The organism is Weizmannia sp. FSL K6-0777 (genome assembly GCF_038593185.1).
Classification (GTDB): domain Bacteria; phylum Bacillota; class Bacilli; order Bacillales; family Bacillaceae_C; genus Weizmannia; species Weizmannia faecalis.
Window position 1 is genome coordinate 1,312,816 of record NZ_CP151971.1, and the last position, 15,492, is coordinate 1,328,307.

At 45.0% G+C, this 15,492-nt stretch carries 13 protein-coding genes; 10 read left to right on the forward strand and 3 right to left on the reverse strand.

Annotated features, from left to right (window positions below):
* Positions 1–3: 3 nt before the first annotated feature.
* The 5 genes from NST70_RS06050 (at position 4) to queE (ending at position 4,946) form a co-directional block, all read left to right on the forward strand.
* A complete protein-coding gene (locus tag NST70_RS06050) occupies positions 4–1,227 on the forward strand; it encodes an MFS transporter (RefSeq protein WP_342475966.1) in 1,224 nt (407 codons plus the stop codon).
* A gap of 44 nt (positions 1,228–1,271) precedes the next feature.
* The gene (locus tag NST70_RS06055) at positions 1,272–1,454 is read left to right on the forward strand and encodes a hypothetical protein (protein WP_328221488.1); all 183 of its coding nucleotides are present in this window, start codon (positions 1,272–1,274) and stop codon (positions 1,452–1,454) included.
* A 295-nt stretch (positions 1,455–1,749) separates the two neighbouring features.
* Positions 1,750–3,087: an IS1380 family transposase gene (locus NST70_RS06060; protein WP_081355872.1), complete on the forward strand. Its 1,338-nt coding sequence runs from the start codon at positions 1,750–1,752 to the stop codon at positions 3,085–3,087.
* A 652-nt stretch (positions 3,088–3,739) separates the two neighbouring features.
* On the forward strand, positions 3,740–4,231 hold the full coding sequence (queD, locus tag NST70_RS06065; protein WP_328220678.1) for a 6-carboxytetrahydropterin synthase QueD: 492 nt from the start codon (positions 3,740–3,742) through the stop codon (positions 4,229–4,231).
* The gene (gene queE, locus NST70_RS06070) at positions 4,221–4,946 is read left to right on the forward strand and encodes a 7-carboxy-7-deazaguanine synthase QueE (RefSeq protein WP_328220676.1); all 726 of its coding nucleotides are present in this window, start codon (positions 4,221–4,223) and stop codon (positions 4,944–4,946) included. Before queD ends, queE begins: the two co-directional genes overlap by 11 nt.
* 537 nt (positions 4,947–5,483) lie before the next feature.
* Here the strand turns inward: queE and NST70_RS06075 are convergent.
* The 3 genes from NST70_RS06075 to NST70_RS06085 form a co-directional block, all read right to left on the reverse strand.
* On the reverse strand, positions 5,484–6,659 hold the full coding sequence (locus NST70_RS06075) for an IS256 family transposase (RefSeq protein WP_104851116.1): 1,176 nt from the start codon (positions 6,657–6,659) through the stop codon (positions 5,484–5,486).
* 814 nt (positions 6,660–7,473) lie between these two features.
* The gene (locus NST70_RS06080) at positions 7,474–8,448 is read right to left on the reverse strand and encodes a bile acid:sodium symporter family protein (protein ID WP_014095511.1); all 975 of its coding nucleotides are present in this window, start codon (positions 8,446–8,448) and stop codon (positions 7,474–7,476) included.
* 179 nt (positions 8,449–8,627) lie between these two features.
* On the reverse strand, positions 8,628–10,346 hold the full coding sequence (locus NST70_RS06085) for an NFACT RNA binding domain-containing protein (protein ID WP_035189905.1): 1,719 nt from the start codon (positions 10,344–10,346) through the stop codon (positions 8,628–8,630).
* A 141-nt stretch (positions 10,347–10,487) separates the two neighbouring features.
* Between NST70_RS06085 and NST70_RS06090 the strand changes: the two genes are divergently transcribed.
* From NST70_RS06090 to rpoZ, 5 genes are all read left to right on the forward strand, one after another.
* On the forward strand, positions 10,488–13,169 hold the full coding sequence (locus NST70_RS06090) for a cation-translocating P-type ATPase (protein ID WP_035189904.1): 2,682 nt from the start codon (positions 10,488–10,490) through the stop codon (positions 13,167–13,169).
* Between the two features lie 235 nt (positions 13,170–13,404).
* A complete protein-coding gene (locus NST70_RS06095; protein WP_035189903.1) occupies positions 13,405–14,280 on the forward strand; it encodes a YicC/YloC family endoribonuclease in 876 nt (291 codons plus the stop codon).
* Between the two features lie 35 nt (positions 14,281–14,315).
* On the forward strand, positions 14,316–14,582 hold the full coding sequence (locus tag NST70_RS06100) for a DUF370 domain-containing protein (RefSeq protein WP_172653430.1): 267 nt from the start codon (positions 14,316–14,318) through the stop codon (positions 14,580–14,582).
* Between the two features lie 2 nt (positions 14,583–14,584).
* Positions 14,585–15,199 carry a guanylate kinase gene (gmk, locus tag NST70_RS06105; protein ID WP_014095505.1) on the forward strand — a complete coding sequence of 205 codons (615 nt, stop codon included), beginning with the start codon at positions 14,585–14,587 and terminating at the stop codon, positions 15,197–15,199.
* Position 15,200: 1 nt separating this feature from the next.
* The gene (gene rpoZ, locus NST70_RS06110) at positions 15,201–15,407 is read left to right on the forward strand and encodes a DNA-directed RNA polymerase subunit omega (protein ID WP_014095504.1); all 207 of its coding nucleotides are present in this window, start codon (positions 15,201–15,203) and stop codon (positions 15,405–15,407) included.
* Positions 15,408–15,492 lie beyond the last annotated feature (85 nt).

Here is a 15,492-nt window from a genome sequence, read left to right on the forward strand (position 1 = left end):
TATTTGTATATTAAAAATATTCTGTTTATAATTGTTTTAGCTCTTACTTTAAGTGGAGAAGGAATGCTAACAGTTACTCTTACTTGGACAATATTAGACAGAGGAGGATCTGTAACCCAACTTGGTATTATTTTAGCTCTAATGAGTATATTACCGTTTATTCTACAAAAATATTTTTCGGAATTGAGAAAGTTAATAGAGAACTCTCCCCTTTTAATTTTTAGCGCATGTAGGGGGATCGGTATTATTGTAGCTTTGTATAGTCTGTTTAACGCTAAACATATTGGCGTTAACAGTCTATATGTTTTTGCTGGCATTTTTTCCGTCATACTATTTTTATCTACTCAGAGCCTAGAAACATTCATGTCTCAATTAGTTCTAAAAGGAAAAATAACATCTAAAAAAGCATCCAATTTACTTCAAACTTCAATCCAATTTGGTGCTTTTGGAGGGAACACTATTGCAGGGTTTTTGCTAAATATGGGTGGATTTACTTATATTCTTTGTGCATTAATCTTTTCTCTTGGCATCGGTATATTTGTTTCTTTCTTTACAAAGAGATTAGAGAACAATCAGGATGCCAATATTGAAAAACAACAATTACATATGGAGAGAACACCAATAACTAATTTAAAAAGTAATACTCTAGTATTAACATTGACAATCGTCGCGATAGGGATACTCCCTGTTCAGTTAGCCTCATTTAACTTTCTTATTCCAATTATTTATCACGATGTTCATAAGTGGGATCCCTCGGAATATGGTATCGTAAGTTCGGCAGCGGGGGTAGGAGCGTTGCTTGCCACTTTAATTGGAAAATACGAAAAGTATATTCCTACTTATATATTCTTATTACTTGCTCTTATTGACTTGTCTCTTGGCTTTGTTAACTCATGGCTTATATCTATCCTGTGTGCATTATGTCTAGGGTTTGTATTTAATCGTTCTCGAATATTTCAAAGACAAATTATGTTTGATCATATTTTTATAAAAGAAGAAACCGTCGTTTGGACTGGTCGGTCAACTCTTGTATTACAAATTACTAAAGCGGCCACTCCTTTAATGCTTGCTATTCCCCTTGAATGGATAGGAAATAATCATTCCGGCGCTTTGTTTGGGATTATGGGAATAAGCGTTGTCCTACTTTTAACAGTTATATACTATTTTGAAAGTAAAAATGCGGAAAAAGTAAAATTAGATATAGAGTCTTTGAAAACGACGGTTTAAGGCTTATTTTCAAAGAAACTGCGAAGGAAATCAAACAGTCCAAAATGAGCAAGGTGGGTCTGCTTGGCACAAAGTATACCATGGACGAAATTTTTTACACATCGAGAATAGAAGCGAATGACATTCAAATCTTGCTGCCGGACAAACTGGATCGTGCGGAAGTCAACCGAATCATTTATGAAGCGCTCTGTGTTGGTGAATTGAAGAAGTCGAAAAAAGTGATCTAAAGCCTGCAAAATCAGGGGTGGAATGCATTATTTTGGGCTGTACGGAAATTGGGCTATTAGTCAAACAAGAGGACCTAGAGATTACATTTCTTGATACAACCGTGATCCATGCAGTAGAAGCTGTGAATGAGTCTTTATAAGAGAAGGGGGGCGGCGATTCTTGGGAAGATGGCCCCCTTTTTTCTTTTACCTGAATCCGTGACGAAATTTTCACTTAACGTTAACCCATTCGCATGAAATCTAGTATAATAAGCATATCCATTAAATTTAACTCATTCCACATTCAGGTGATCTAATGAAAAAGTTAGTGATAGAAGCCACGAAAGAACGAATTGTTGCCCAAAGCGGTTTAGCGATAGTAGGAAATTTACTAAATCTAACGAATTTAGCTTCCAGGTTAAATGCCTATCGACTCCCTGATATTTCCAGAAATCCCGTCTGTTCCAATGCTGATGTAGCCAAATCCTATATTGGCCTGCTTTGCCAAGGAAAAAGTGATTATGACAATATTGAAACCTTCCGCGAAGATGCCTTTTTTGCACTGGCTTTGGATATCCAAAGGGTTCCTTCCAGCCCGACTTTAAGGCAGCGACTGGACCAAGCTGCCTTGACGGAAAAATGGAAAGCGATCTTGCATGAAGAATCGCTGAATCTGATCCGCAATACAAATGCGGAAATTAGCCCAGTTTACGCCAAAGACAAGCCGTATATCCCGGTTGATCTGGATGTCTCCCCTTTTGATAACTCCAAAACAAAAAAAGAAGGAGTGGAAAGAACCTATAAAGGCTGCGACGGTTATGCACCTATGTTCGCTTACATTGGGCAGGAAGGCTACTGCCTGCATGTTGAGATGCGAAAGGGAAATGACCACTGCCAAAAAGGTACGCCGAATTTTATCAAGGAAACCATCCAATCTGCCAGAAGATTAACGGATCAGCCATTGCTTTTCAGGCTTGATTCCGGAAATGACAGCCGGGATAATCTCATCATTTTCTTGGAAGAACATGCAAGCTTTGTTATCAAACGCAATCCTCGTAAGGAAAAAGCAGAAGACTGGCTTCATATTGCCCAAAAATATGGGATCTGCTGTGAAGAACGGGAAGGAAAGAAGGTTTACCTTGGATCCATCCCCGAAACCATTCAATTAAAAGACCAGATACGAACCATCCGAAAAGTCTTTAAAGTGATCGAAAGAACCATCTCAAGAGACGGCCAGATTTTTTTGATTCCCGAATATGAATTTGAAACCTACTGGACAGATCTTGAAGTGCCGCCTCATGTGGTGATCTCTCTCTATCATGACCATGGCACATGCGAACAGTTTCACAGTGAAATTAAATCAGAACTGGATCTGGAACGGTTGCCATCGGGCAAATATGAAACGAATGGCCTTGTGCTCCATTTTGGTGTATTTGCGTATAATTTACTTCGTTTGATCGGACAAGAAAGCTTGAAAAAACAAGATGCACCATTGAAAAAGAAAGCAACACGAAGAAGAATCCGAACTGTCATCCAGAATATGATTACACTGGCTTCAAAGCTTGTTTACCAAGGTCGGCAATGGAAATTAAAAGTGACGGCGACCAACAAATGGTTGCCGACTTTTGCTCGCTTATACGATGCCTTTTACTAGACAACCAGGGTAATAAGCGATAAGAAGAAAAGCCGAAACAAACCAGAAAACTTGCAAAAAAATGGAAATTTGCAGGTTTATGTTTCGTGCCTAAAATAAATGAAATAGGAAAAAATTTACCTACCAAAGTTACAAAGATATATTTTATGAATAATCAGTTACATCTAGAAATCCACACTTGGGAAAACTACCTATTACCGATGTTTGTTAGATTTTCGTCACGGATTCAGGTTTTAAGATTTGCGTTTTTTTACGGTATGCAATAGTTGCCATTCATTCCCCTCCTCTTCTCTGATTGCAATACAAAAAAATTTAATTCCGGGACGGGGCCATGGATGTAGACGGAAACCCGACGAATGATCCGAATCAGCTTTAAAAGGGTCGGTTTTATCAATGGGCGGTTCAAAGAGAACTCGCTGTGGAAATTTCAACCGGAGTTTTAAAAGGTGCAGCATTTGGCCTATATGTTAAAAGCATTTCCGAGGAACAATCGTGTATGCGAATGCCGGGCATTTTTTCATTTTAATGGATATAGACTAGTCTACGGTTTCCGAGTTTAGAAAAAGAAGAAGGTGAATTCCAAAATCTTTCTGGTTTTCCAGAATACCATTATAATAGAGAAATAAGCAATGATCAGGAGAGGATGTTAACGTTGAGTGAATATTACATTCCGGAGAAGGTCCAGATATTTGGAAAAGATATTCGGAAAGAGCAATTGAAGTATCATCATAAGAGAATAGCTGTAACAAAGGAATTTACTTTCGATGCTGCCCATCATTTGCATTTGTATGAAGGAAAATGCAAAAGCTTGCACGGCCATACATACAAAGTAAAAATAACATGCAGTGCGTACTTAAATGAAATTGGCATCAGCATAGACTTTGGCGATCTGAAAAAGGTATTTCAGGAAGCGGTTGAGGATAAACTGGATCACCAATATTTAAACAATGCGCTTCCGCCCATGAACACCACTGCGGAAAATATGGTAGTCTGGATGTGGGAAGAGATTGAAAACCGGCTTAGCCGGCAAAAAGATTACAAAGACCGGGGAGCGAGATTGGAAGAACTGGTACTCTATGAAACACCAAAAAGTTATGCAACGATGAAACGGGAATGGATGGAGGAAGAAACAGATGGCAAGTAAAATTCCGGTGATCGAAATATTTGGTCCAACGATACAAGGGGAAGGAATGGTCATCGGAAAGAAAACCATGTTTGTCCGCACGGCCGGGTGTGACTATGCCTGTAGCTGGTGCGATTCTGCTTTTACCTGGAACGGGGAGGAAAAAGGCCGGATTGCGCTGATGACGGCGGAGGAGATCTTCCAGAAGCTGAAAGAAACAGGAGGAGAAAACTTTAGCCATGTCACGATTTCGGGAGGCAATCCACTTTTGTTGAAAGGCCTTGGTGAACTGGTTCATTTGCTTAAAACCCATCAAATCCGTACAGCAGTTGAGACACAGGGATCACGCTGGCAAAATTGGCTTTCGGACGTTGATGATGTGACCATTTCGCCAAAGCCGCCGAGTTCCGGCATGCATACAGATTTTGAGACTTTGGATAGGATGATTGAACAGTTAACACTGGCGGGAAGCCATTTTTGCTTAAAAGTTGTCGTTTTCGATGATAAGGATTTTGATTACGCTAAAAAGATCCATAAACGCTATCCTGTTGTCCCCTTCTATTTACAAGTCGGTAATCCGGATATTGCTTTGTCTGACCGGGATGCGTTAGCGAAAATGCTGATCGGAAGATACGAATGGCTGGTGAATCTAACCTTGCAGGCAGAAGAAATGAATGATGCTTATGTCCTTCCGCAGCTGCATGCATTGGTGTGGGGGAACAAGCGGGGCGTATAAAAAGAATGTAAAAAAACAGTGAGACACGATTATTGGTGGTGTCTCGCTGTTTTTTTGTTTTCTTTTAAACTTTTTCTGCGACTTCATTCAAATGGGAAGGAAGCACGGAAAAAGAAAGTCCTTCCTTAACCTAGAGCCTGTCTACGTTAAGAAATCGCGGAAAAAAGAAGGTCTTCCTTAACATAGAGGGCATCTATGTTAAGGAAGCAAGCAAAAAGGAAGTCCTTCCTTCGCCTAGAGCCCGTCTACGTTAAGAAATCGCGGAAAAAAGAAGGTCTTCCTTAACATAGAAGGCGTCTACGTTAAGGAAGCGCGGAAAAAAGAAGGTCTTCCTTAACATAGAAGGCGTCTACGAGTCAAGTCCAGGTTATTGTGTAAATTTATGGGCAAATGTTTTCAACCACCCCTTCATTTTTTCGGCTTAACTTCCATGGATTTTTTTCTTCATCTCCGGGAAGGGATGTCAAATGCCTTTCAATTTGACATCCCTTCCCGGAGATGAAATCATCCATGATGGAAGTTAAGCTGAAAATGCTGCTAACTATTCTTTCCCATAAGTGACTTCCTCTTCGAGTATTCTGTATCTTGATACTGCATTAAAACGGCACCAACCAAACGAAAAGCAGATTGGGTATTAGGAAAAATGCGAATGACCCTTTCCCTTCTACGAACCTCTTGGTTAAGCCGCTCGAGGGAATTAGTACTCCGTATGTGCATACGGATATTCTCAGGAAAGTTCATGTATTGGATAGTATCTTCAAAACCTTCATCTAAAATGGCCAGGGCTTTTTCAAATCTTGCTTCTGTACCAAATTTGTTTATTAATTCATCTTTAAACTTGCGTATGTCCTCAATCGTAACGGCCTCAAACACGCGCTTAATCATCACCCGGATTTCTGCAGTATCTTTTTTGGGCAGTTTTTCAATGATATTGCGTTTAAAATGAACATTGCACCTTTGCCAAGCAGTGCCAATGAATTCCCGTTGTATTGCTTTCTGAAGGCCCATGTGAGCATCGGAAATAACGAGTTTTGGTGATTGGAGTCCACGTGATTTAAGTTGTTTAAAAAATGAACTCCAACTCTCCAAACTTTCTGCATGGTCAACGCTTAAACCCAGTATTTCACGTGTATTCTTCTCTGTAATGGCAGTCGCAATATAAACAGCCTTTGATACGACCTTATGGTGCTCCCGTACTTTTATATACATGGCGTCCACAAACACATAAGGGTAGTAGGTTGTATTCAACGGTCTCTCGGCCCAAGCATTCACAATGGGATCCAGTTTTTGCGTAAGGGAAGAGACAAACGACTTGGATACATTCTTACCGCAAAGCTGTTCTACGACATTTGTGACCTTACGGGTAGAGACGCCATTGATGACCATCTCCAACATAGAAAGGACGAAAGCTTGGTCACATCTGGCATACTTTTCAAATAAGGTAGTTGAGAATTCGCCATTACGTGTCCGGGGAACTTTTAATGTAACATTGCCGATGCTCATCAACAGCTCGCGTTCATAGTAACCGTTCCGGTAATCCCGGCGTTCAACAGCGCGTTCATAAGGGCTCGTTTTTAAATAGTCATCCCTTTCCTTTTCCATAAACTCGTTTAACACGAGGACAACCGCTGATTTAATTACCGCGTCAAGATCGGAAGTCATGATGGCTTCTTTTAAAACATCCAAATTTAGGTTAAACTGTAAGTGAGTCATTTTATCTCCTCTTTTCATTGTTTATCGTCGTTGAAAACAGTGTTGCCAAGAGTTGATAAAATGACTCCTTCTTTTTACACAATTATACGGACTTAATCCGTCTACGTTAAGGAAGCACGAAAAAGCGGAGGCCTTCCTTAATATAGAAGGCGTCTATGTTAAGAAATCACGGAAAAAAGAAGGTCTTCCTTAACCTAGAGCCCGTCTACGTTAAGGAAGCAAGCAAAAACGAAGGCCTTCCTTCACGTAGAGGGCGTCTACGTGAAGAAAGCGAGCAAAAATGAGGGTCTTCCTTAACCTAGAGCCTGTCTACGTTAAGGAAGCAAGTAAAAATGAAGGCCTTCCTTCACATAGGGCCCGTCTACGTTAAGAAAGCAAGCAAAAACGAAGGTCTTCCTTAACCTAGAGCCCGTCTACGTGAAGAAAGCGAGCAAAAATGAGGGTCTTCCTTCACCTAGAGCGCGTCTACGTTAAGGAAGCGCGGAAAAAAGAAGGTCTTCCTTAACCTAGAGCCCGTCTACGTTAAGGAAGCAAGCAAAAACAGAGTCCTTCCTTAACCTAGAGGACGTCTACGTTAAGGAAGCACGAAAAAGCGGAGGCCTTCCTTAACATAGAAGGCGTCTATGTTAAGAAATCACAGAAAAACGAAGGCCTTCCTTCACATAGCCCCCGCCTATGTTAAGCAACCGCGAAAAAACGAAGGTCCTTCTTAACATAGAACGCATCATCCTCTTCTTGTTGCTTTCGCTTTTCATCATGTGTCCTTGTCATCGGTATCACTTTACCTGTCTTCGCAGGCCGTCCCCTCTTTTTCTCACATATGCTGGCTTGCGGCCGGTTTCGTGTCGGGATTGACTGCCTTTTTGTCTTTCATCCGGCTGTAGATGTTTGCGAGCAACGAACCGGACAAATTGTGCCAGACGCTGAAAATCGCGCTCGGGACGGCGGCAAGCGGGGAAAAATGCGCGGTGGCCAGCGCAACGCCGAGCCCGGAATTTTGCATGCCGACTTCCATCGAAACCGCTTTTTGCTTGGCAAGGTCCATCCCGCACAAACGGGCGAAGAAAAAGCCGATGATAAAGCCAAGCAAGTTATGCAAAATAACGACAGCAAAAACGAGTAAAGCCGTTTGTGCGATTTTTTCGGCGCTTCCGGCGACCACTCCCGCTACAATCAGCACGATCGCCACAACCGAGACAAGCGGCATCGCTTTTGCACCGGCGCGCGCCTGTTTGCCGAAAAACTTTTTCACGATAAACCCGAGCAAAAGCGGCACAATGATTACTTGTACAACTGAAAGGAATAAAGACAATACACTGACATGCACCCATTTGCTGGCAAATAGCAAGATTAAAAGCGGTGTGACAATCGGCGCAAGAATCGTGGACACGGAAGCGATCGCAACAGCAAGCGCCACATTGCCGCGTGCAAGAAACACCATTACGTTCGAAGCCGTGCCGCTCGGGCAGCAGCCGACAAGGATGACGCCGATTGCAATATCTTTCGGTAAGTTGAGCCCGACTGCAAGCAGAAAAGCGATAAGCGGCATGATGACAAAATGGCCGACCACGCCGAGCGCCACCTCAAGTGGCTTTTTGAAAACTTCTTTAAAATCTGATAATTCAAGCGTCAACCCCATGCCAAACATGACAATTCCCAATAAAGGTACGATATAATTCCCGATCCACGCAAAATGCTGCGGTAAAAAATAAGCGATGACTGCAAAAATCAGCACCCATACGGTGAACGTTTTTCCTGCAAAAGCGCTGATTTTTTCTAAAGTTGCCATGTAAAGACCTCCAAATATAAATTGTTTTCTAAAATGATAGAATATCTGACAAAATAAATCAAGGCGGTCATTTCAATATTTTGGGATTTATTTAGATCATTCGCTCCCGAAAGCGTTTTTTTGCCAAAAAAAACAGCGCAGGCCCAGTCCTGCGCTGTTTACAACCTATTCCGTGTTTTTCATGCATCCTTCGTTTTTTTCATGGCCAGCACTTTGTCGGTATCCGGTGTGACATAAACGGTTTGTTGGTTCTCGTAAATGACAAATCCGGGTTTTGCGCCGTTCGGTTTTTTCACGTAGCGCACTTTCGTATAATCGACCGGGACGGAAGCGGACTGGCGCGCTTTGCTAAAATAGGCGGCGAGTGATGCGGCTTCCAAAATCGTTTCCGGCGCCGGGTTTTTGCTGCGGATGACAACATGCGACCCGGGAATGTCTTTTGTGTGCAGCCAGATTTCATCGCGGGCGGCGACCCGGTTTGTCAAATAATCGTTTTGCTTGTTGTTCTTTCCGACAAGAATTTCCGTGCCGTCCGAAGCCTCGTATTTTTCGAGGGCGATTTTGTTTGCATTTTTCCGCCGGGCGCGGCTGTGCCGTTTTTTCAAATAGCCTTCTTCTTCCAGCTCTTCGCGGATTTCCCCGATATCTTTCGGCGAGGCTGTTTCAAGCTGCTGGAGGAGGTTTTCAAAATACAGCACTTCATCCCGGGCTTTTTTGATCTGTTCACGCACGGCGACTTGCGCATGCTTCGCTTTCTGGTAGCGGGAAAAATAGCTTTGCGCATTTTCGGCAGGGGTTTTTAGCGGATCAAGCGGAATTTCAACCATTGCCCCGTCCTCATCGTAATAGTTTTGCACTTTCACTTTGTCCATGCCTTTTTTTACAGCATACAAATTTGCTGTCAAAAGTTCGCCGTACAGCTGGAACTGTTCGGCATTTTGCGCTTCCGCAAGCGTGACTTCCAGCTTTTTAATTTTGCTTTCGTTTTTCTCTAGTTCATTTTTCACAAACCGCTCAAGATCGTGGCCTTTTTGCTTGACGCGGTCACGTTCGGCTTTACCGGCATAAAAACGGTCAAGCAGCGCGCTTAAAGTCGGAAACGTTTTGACTTCGCCTTCAAGAGACGTAAGCGGGATCATGTAGAACGATTCTTTTTGCGTGCCAATGATCATCACTGGCTGGAGGTCAAACTTTTTAATCGGCTCCATAACGGACAAAAACGCGTCCGTGACCGCATCTGGATTCGAAAACTTCGCCCGGTGCATGATTTCTTTCGCCAAAAGAGGGGAGACGCCGGCAAATTGCGCGACAATTTGCTTGTCCATTTTCCCGCTGTTCCAGTCAAGCGCTGCTATGACATCCTCTTTTGCCGCCTCAAGCGGGTTCCGTTTGTGTTGTTCAGGGGGCATGACATATTCATGCCCGGGGAGAATCGTCCGGTACGTATTCACAGCCGGTGGGACATGTTTGATGCTGTCCATGATCAGGTTCCGCTCTTTGTCGACCAAGATGATATTGCTGTGGCGGCCCATGATTTCCACGTACAGCTGTTTAAAGGAAATATCCCCGATTTCGTTTCGGTTTTTGATGTCAAAGACAACAACGCGGTCAAGGCCGGCCTGGTGAATATCCTCGATCACGGCACCTTCCAGATGTTTTCTTAAAAGCATGCAAAACATCGGCGGGTCCTGCGGGTTGTCAAATGGTTCATCCGTCAGCTGAATGCGCGCATAGGCCGGGTGTGCCGACAAAAGCAGCCGCCTGTTTTTTCCGTTTGCACGCACCACAAGGACCAGTTCATTCTGGTACGGCTGGTGGATTCTGTTAATCCGCCCACCTTTTATCGTATCAACAAGTTCTTTTACCATCGCTCTTGTAAATAATCCGTCAAATGACATATCGCATTCCTCAATTCTTTCGCGCATGCATAAAGCATTGCGTCAGTCGTTGGCATGTTAAATTATATCATTTTTTTGGACAGGGCTGAATATGTTGCTATTAAGACAATAATGGGCAGAAGCAGGGGAGAGTGTATTTTCATGATGTTTCACGAAATGAGTGAAAAAGAAGTAGAACAGGAATTCGGAACTGATCTGGAAAAAGGGCTCACCGAAAAAGAAGCGGAAAAAAGAATCAGGCAGTACGGCTTTAATGAACTGGAAGAGGCGGAAAAGGAATCTGCCCTTATGCTCTTTCTCAGCCAGTTTAAAGATTTTATGACGCTCGTCCTGCTTGCCGCAACCGTGATTTCCGGATTTCTAGGCGAATATGTCGACGCGGTCGCCATCATCGCCATTGTATTGATTAACGGGTTTCTCGGCTTTTTTCAGGAGCGGCGGGCCGAGAAATCGCTTGAAGCATTAAAAGAACTTTCCGCACCGCAAGTCAATGTGCGAAGAAACGGGCGATGGGTAAAAATCCCTTCCAAAGAAGTGACGCTTGGTGATATTTTAAAATTTGAAAGCGGGGACCGGGTTGGCGCCGATGTCCGGATTGTAAAGGCCAATAATCTTGAAATTGAAGAGTCGGCGTTAACCGGAGAGTCCATCCCTTCCCCGAAATCAACGGAACCGATTCCTGTGGAAAATGCGGGCCTCGGCGATTTGCATAATATGGCGTTTATGGGGACAATGGTAACGCGCGGCAACGGCATCGGCATTGTCACCGGCATCGGGATGCAGACGGCAATGGGGGAAATTGCCGATATGATTCAAAACGCCGAAGCGATGGCGACCCCTTTGCAAAGAAGGCTCGAGCAGCTGGGAAAAATTTTAATCGTGGTGGCGCTGCTTTTAACCCTCCTTGTTGTCCTTGTCGGCGTCTGGCACGGGCATGACTTGTATTCCATGTTTCTGGCGGGGGTTTCGCTCGCGGTTGCGGCGATTCCGGAAGGCCTGCCGGCGATTGTGACGATCGCATTATCGCTCGGCGTCCAGCGCATGATCCGGAAAAACGCGATCGTCCGGAAACTGCCGGCTGTGGAAACGCTTGGCTGTGCGTCTGTCATCTGCTCGGATAAAACCGGCACAATGACGCAAAACAAAATGACAGTCACTCATTTATGGAGCGGGGGAAAGACGTGGAAAGTGTCCGGGACGGGCTATGAGCCGAAAGGGATTTTTACGGACAATGGCGCGGAAATCCACCCGTTAAAGGAAAAAAGCGTCTACCAGCTTTTGACGTTCGGGCTATTATGCAACCATGCCGAATTGAAAGTGAAAAACAAAGAATATATCATAGACGGCGACCCGACGGAAGGCGCGCTCCTCGTTTCTGCCCTGAAGGCCGGTTTAACGAGGGAATTACTGCTGAAAGAATTTACGATTGAACAGGAATTTCCATTTGATTCAACGCGGAAAATGATGAGCATGGTGATCCGTGACAAACACGGCAAACGGTTTGTAATCACAAAAGGCGCGCCGGATGTGCTGCTTGGGGTAAGTCGGTCGGTGCTCTGGAACGGCAGGGAACAGTCATTTGATCCGGCAACACGGAGAAATGTAGAGAAAGCGGTCGAATCTTTGGCTGCCCAGGCGCTTCGGACGATCGCCATCGCGTTCAAGCCACTTGCAGCAGGCGAAACGGTAAAAAATGAACAAGAGGCGGAGAAAAATTTGATTTTTCTTGGCGTCCAGGGAATGATCGATCCGCCGCGGCCGGAAGTCAGACAAGCCATTAAAGAATGTAAGGAAGCGGGCATCCGCACGGTGATGATTACGGGCGACCATGCGGTGACTGCAAAAGCGATTGCGAGACAGCTCGGGATTTTGCGCACAAGCCGTGAAAAAGTGGTGGACGGCGCGATGCTGAACGAACTGACGGTGGATGAGCTGGAAGACGTGATTGACGAAGTTTCCGTGTTTGCACGCGTATCGCCGGACCATAAACTGAAAATCGTCAAAGCTTTTCAAAACCGCGGGGCAGTCGTCGCCATGACAGGAGACGGCATCAATGACGCACCGGCCATAAAAACGGCCGATATCGGCATCTCGATGGGCATTACCGGAACCGATGTCGCAAAAGAAGCGTCCTCGCTCATTTTGCTCGATGATAATTTTGCGACGATTAAAGCGGCGATCCAGGAAGGCCGCAATATTTACGAAAATATCCGGAAATTCATCCGTTACCTGCTCGCTTCCAATGTCGGCGAAATTCTGGTCATGCTGTTTGCGATGCTTTTGTCCCTGCCGCTTCCCGTCGTACCCATCCAAATTCTGTGGGTCAATCTCGTGACGGATGGGCTGCCGGCAATGGCGCTCGGTCTCGACCAGCCGGAAGAAGATGTGATGAAGCGGAATCCGCGCCATCCGCGTGAAGGGGTGTTTGCGCGCGGGCTCGGCTGGAAAGTGATTTCGCGCGGTTTTCTGATCGGAATTGCGACATTGGCCGCTTTTGTGACCGTATATTACCAGCATCCTGACCGGCTTCCTTACGCCCAAACGATTGCATTTGCAACACTTGTCCTTGCCCAGCTGATCCATGTGTTTGACTGCCGCAGTGAACGCTCGGTGCTTGCGCGCAATCCGTTTGGAAACGTCTATCTTGTGCTTGCTGTTTTGTCATCGGTGTTGCTTATGCTTGCCGTGATTTATGTTCCAGCCCTCCAGCCGGTTTTCCATACACTTCCGATTTTGCCAAAAGACTGGCTGCTCGTCCTCTGCATGAGTGCGATTCCGACATTTTTGCTTGCGGGGACCTATTATTTAAGAAAAAAACCTTAAATTATGCTATAATCTTAAAAGTAATAGGGGATCCTCTATTACTTTTTCTTTTGGCGAAGTTTCCCCCGGCGCTCCGGTTAAGATTTTCTTTCCTAATTGAACGGGGCGCGGTATAATCTCCGTAAAAGCTTTTTTGATTGAGCCAGGAAAAGGCGCGATGAAAGCCGTGAAGGTTAAAACCGGCGCGATAAAACCGGCGCGACGGTAGATGTAAGAAGAGATTGGGCGTGAGAAGATGGTCTTAAGCATGACGGGCTATGGCAGAGGCCGCCGAAAGACGCAACAGTTCAGTGTGACAGTTGAGATCAAGTCTGTCAACCATCGCTTTTGCGAATATCAGATCAGGATGCCGAAGCAGCTTGTCAAAGTGGAAGAAGAGTTGAAAAAAATCATCGGAAACTATGTGCAGCGTGGCCGTATTGACGTGTTTGTCACCATTGCCGGTGAAGGGCTTGTCAAACGCAGGCTGCGGGTCGACTGGGATTTGCTGGACGAATACCACCGGTTTTTAAGCCGGATCCGTGAGCAATACGGAATTGAATCAGGTTTTGGCATTCGCGAGTTATTAAACCGCGAAGATTTAGTTACAATAGAAGAAATAGAGGAAGATAATGAAGAAATCCTCACCCTTGTCTTGGAAGCCTGCAAAGAGGCGGCCGGACAGTTGCGGCTTATGCGCGAAAAAGAAGGTTCCCTGCTCAAAGCCGATTTGGAAAAACATCTCCAAACGATTTCAAAGTTGGTGGACGATATCAAAACAGAGGCGCAGTCGCTCGTTTCTACATACCGATTCAAACTTGAAAAGCGGATGCAGGAGCTATCAGGCGGCCGGCTGGATGAAGCGAGGCTCGTCCAGGAAGCGGCGCTGTTTGCCGACAAATCCGATATTCATGAAGAAGTAACAAGGCTTGAGAGCCACTTGATTCAATTTGGCGAAACGTTGGCGCTTCATGAGCCAATCGGCAGAAAACTGGGTTTCATGATCCAGGAGATGAACAGGGAAGTGAACACGATCGGATCAAAAGCAAATGCTTCCGGTATTTCAACAGCCGTTGTTGAGCTCAAAACGGTCATTGAGAAGATGCGCGAGCAAGTGCAGAATATAGAATGATTCGCGCGAAGTTAATTGTATGCGAGCGGGAGAGGATGCAGGTGGTAAAACTCATTAATATCGGCTTTGGCAATATCATTTCGGCAAACCGCATCATTTCCATTGTAAGCCCGGAATCAGCGCCGATTAAGCGGCTCATTCAGGATGCACGCGAGCGTGGCACTTTAATCGATGCGACATACGGCAGAAAAACCCGGGCAGTGGTAACGATGGACAGCGGCCATGTGATTCTCTCCGCAGTTCAGCCGGAAACAGTGGCGCACCGTGTTACGGACGGGGAAACAGATGGCGAGGAGGTATAGCGTTGAAGAAAAAAGGATTGCTCATTGTGTTATCCGGTCCGTCCGGTGTCGGGAAAGGGACCGTACGGAAAGCCATTTTTTCGCAGCCGGATACGAAATTTGAATATTCCATCTCAATGACGACGAGAAAACCGCGGGAAGGTGAAATCGACGGGGTGGATTATTTTTTCAAAGAACGCGAAGAATTTGAAGAACTGATCAGGCAGGGAAAACTGCTGGAGTACGCGGAATATGTCGGCAATTATTACGGGACACCTGTCGATTATGTGAAGGAAACATTGGAAGCGGGAAAAGATGTGTTTCTCGAAATTGAAGTGCAGGGCGCACGGCAGGTCCGCGAAAAATTTCCGGACGGCTTATTCATTTTTCTTGCGCCGCCAAGTTTGTCCGAACTGGAATTGAGGATTACGCAGCGCGGGACGGAAACAGCCGAAAGGATTCGCGACCGGATGGAAAAAGCCCGCAAAGAAATCGAAATGATGAATTTATATGATTACGTCGTGGAAAATGATACAATAGAAAACGCCTGCGAAAAAATCAAAGCCATTGTCGTCGCGGAACATTGCCGGACGACACGCGTTGCGAAGCTGTATAAAAAAATTCTGGAGGTTGAATAAGATGCTTTATCCTTCCATTGATGAACTATTGAAAATTATCGATTCAAAATATTCCCTTGTCACGATCGCGGCAAAACGCGCCCGCCAGCTGCAGGACGAGCATAACGAAGTACTTGAAAAATATGTTTCCGATAAAAATGTCGGCAAGGCGCTTGAAGAAATTTATGTCGGCGTCCTCCGGATCAAACACGATGGAACAGCTTCTTAAGGCATCCTGGCGCGATCATACGGAAAATCACAGAGCAGGGACTGGCGGATATGGCGTCAGCCCTTTTTCTTATATTTGCTTTTTT

What these genes read in the sequence shown, in the direction of transcription:
- NST70_RS06055 (WP_328221488.1), top strand. Translation starts at nt 1,272, where the DNA reads ATGAGCAAGGTGGGTCTGCTTGGCACAAAGTATACCATGGACGAAATT.
- NST70_RS06060 (WP_081355872.1), top strand. Translation starts at nt 1,750, where the DNA reads ATGAAAAAGTTAGTGATAGAAGCCACGAAAGAACGAATTGTTGCCCAA.
- queE (WP_328220676.1), top strand. Translation starts at nt 4,221, where the DNA reads ATGGCAAGTAAAATTCCGGTGATCGAAATATTTGGTCCAACGATACAA.
- NST70_RS06075 (WP_104851116.1), bottom strand. Translation starts at nt 6,659, where the DNA reads ATGACTCACTTACAGTTTAACCTAAATTTGGATGTTTTAAAAGAAGCC.
- NST70_RS06080 (WP_014095511.1), bottom strand. Translation starts at nt 8,448, where the DNA reads ATGGCAACTTTAGAAAAAATCAGCGCTTTTGCAGGAAAAACGTTCACC.
- NST70_RS06085 (WP_035189905.1), bottom strand. Translation starts at nt 10,346, where the DNA reads ATGTCATTTGACGGATTATTTACAAGAGCGATGGTAAAAGAACTTGTT.
- NST70_RS06090 (WP_035189904.1), top strand. Translation starts at nt 10,488, where the DNA reads ATGATGTTTCACGAAATGAGTGAAAAAGAAGTAGAACAGGAATTCGGA.
- NST70_RS06095 (WP_035189903.1), top strand. Translation starts at nt 13,405, where the DNA reads ATGGTCTTAAGCATGACGGGCTATGGCAGAGGCCGCCGAAAGACGCAA.
- NST70_RS06100 (WP_172653430.1), top strand. Translation starts at nt 14,316, where the DNA reads ATGCAGGTGGTAAAACTCATTAATATCGGCTTTGGCAATATCATTTCG.
- rpoZ (WP_014095504.1), top strand. Translation starts at nt 15,201, where the DNA reads ATGCTTTATCCTTCCATTGATGAACTATTGAAAATTATCGATTCAAAA.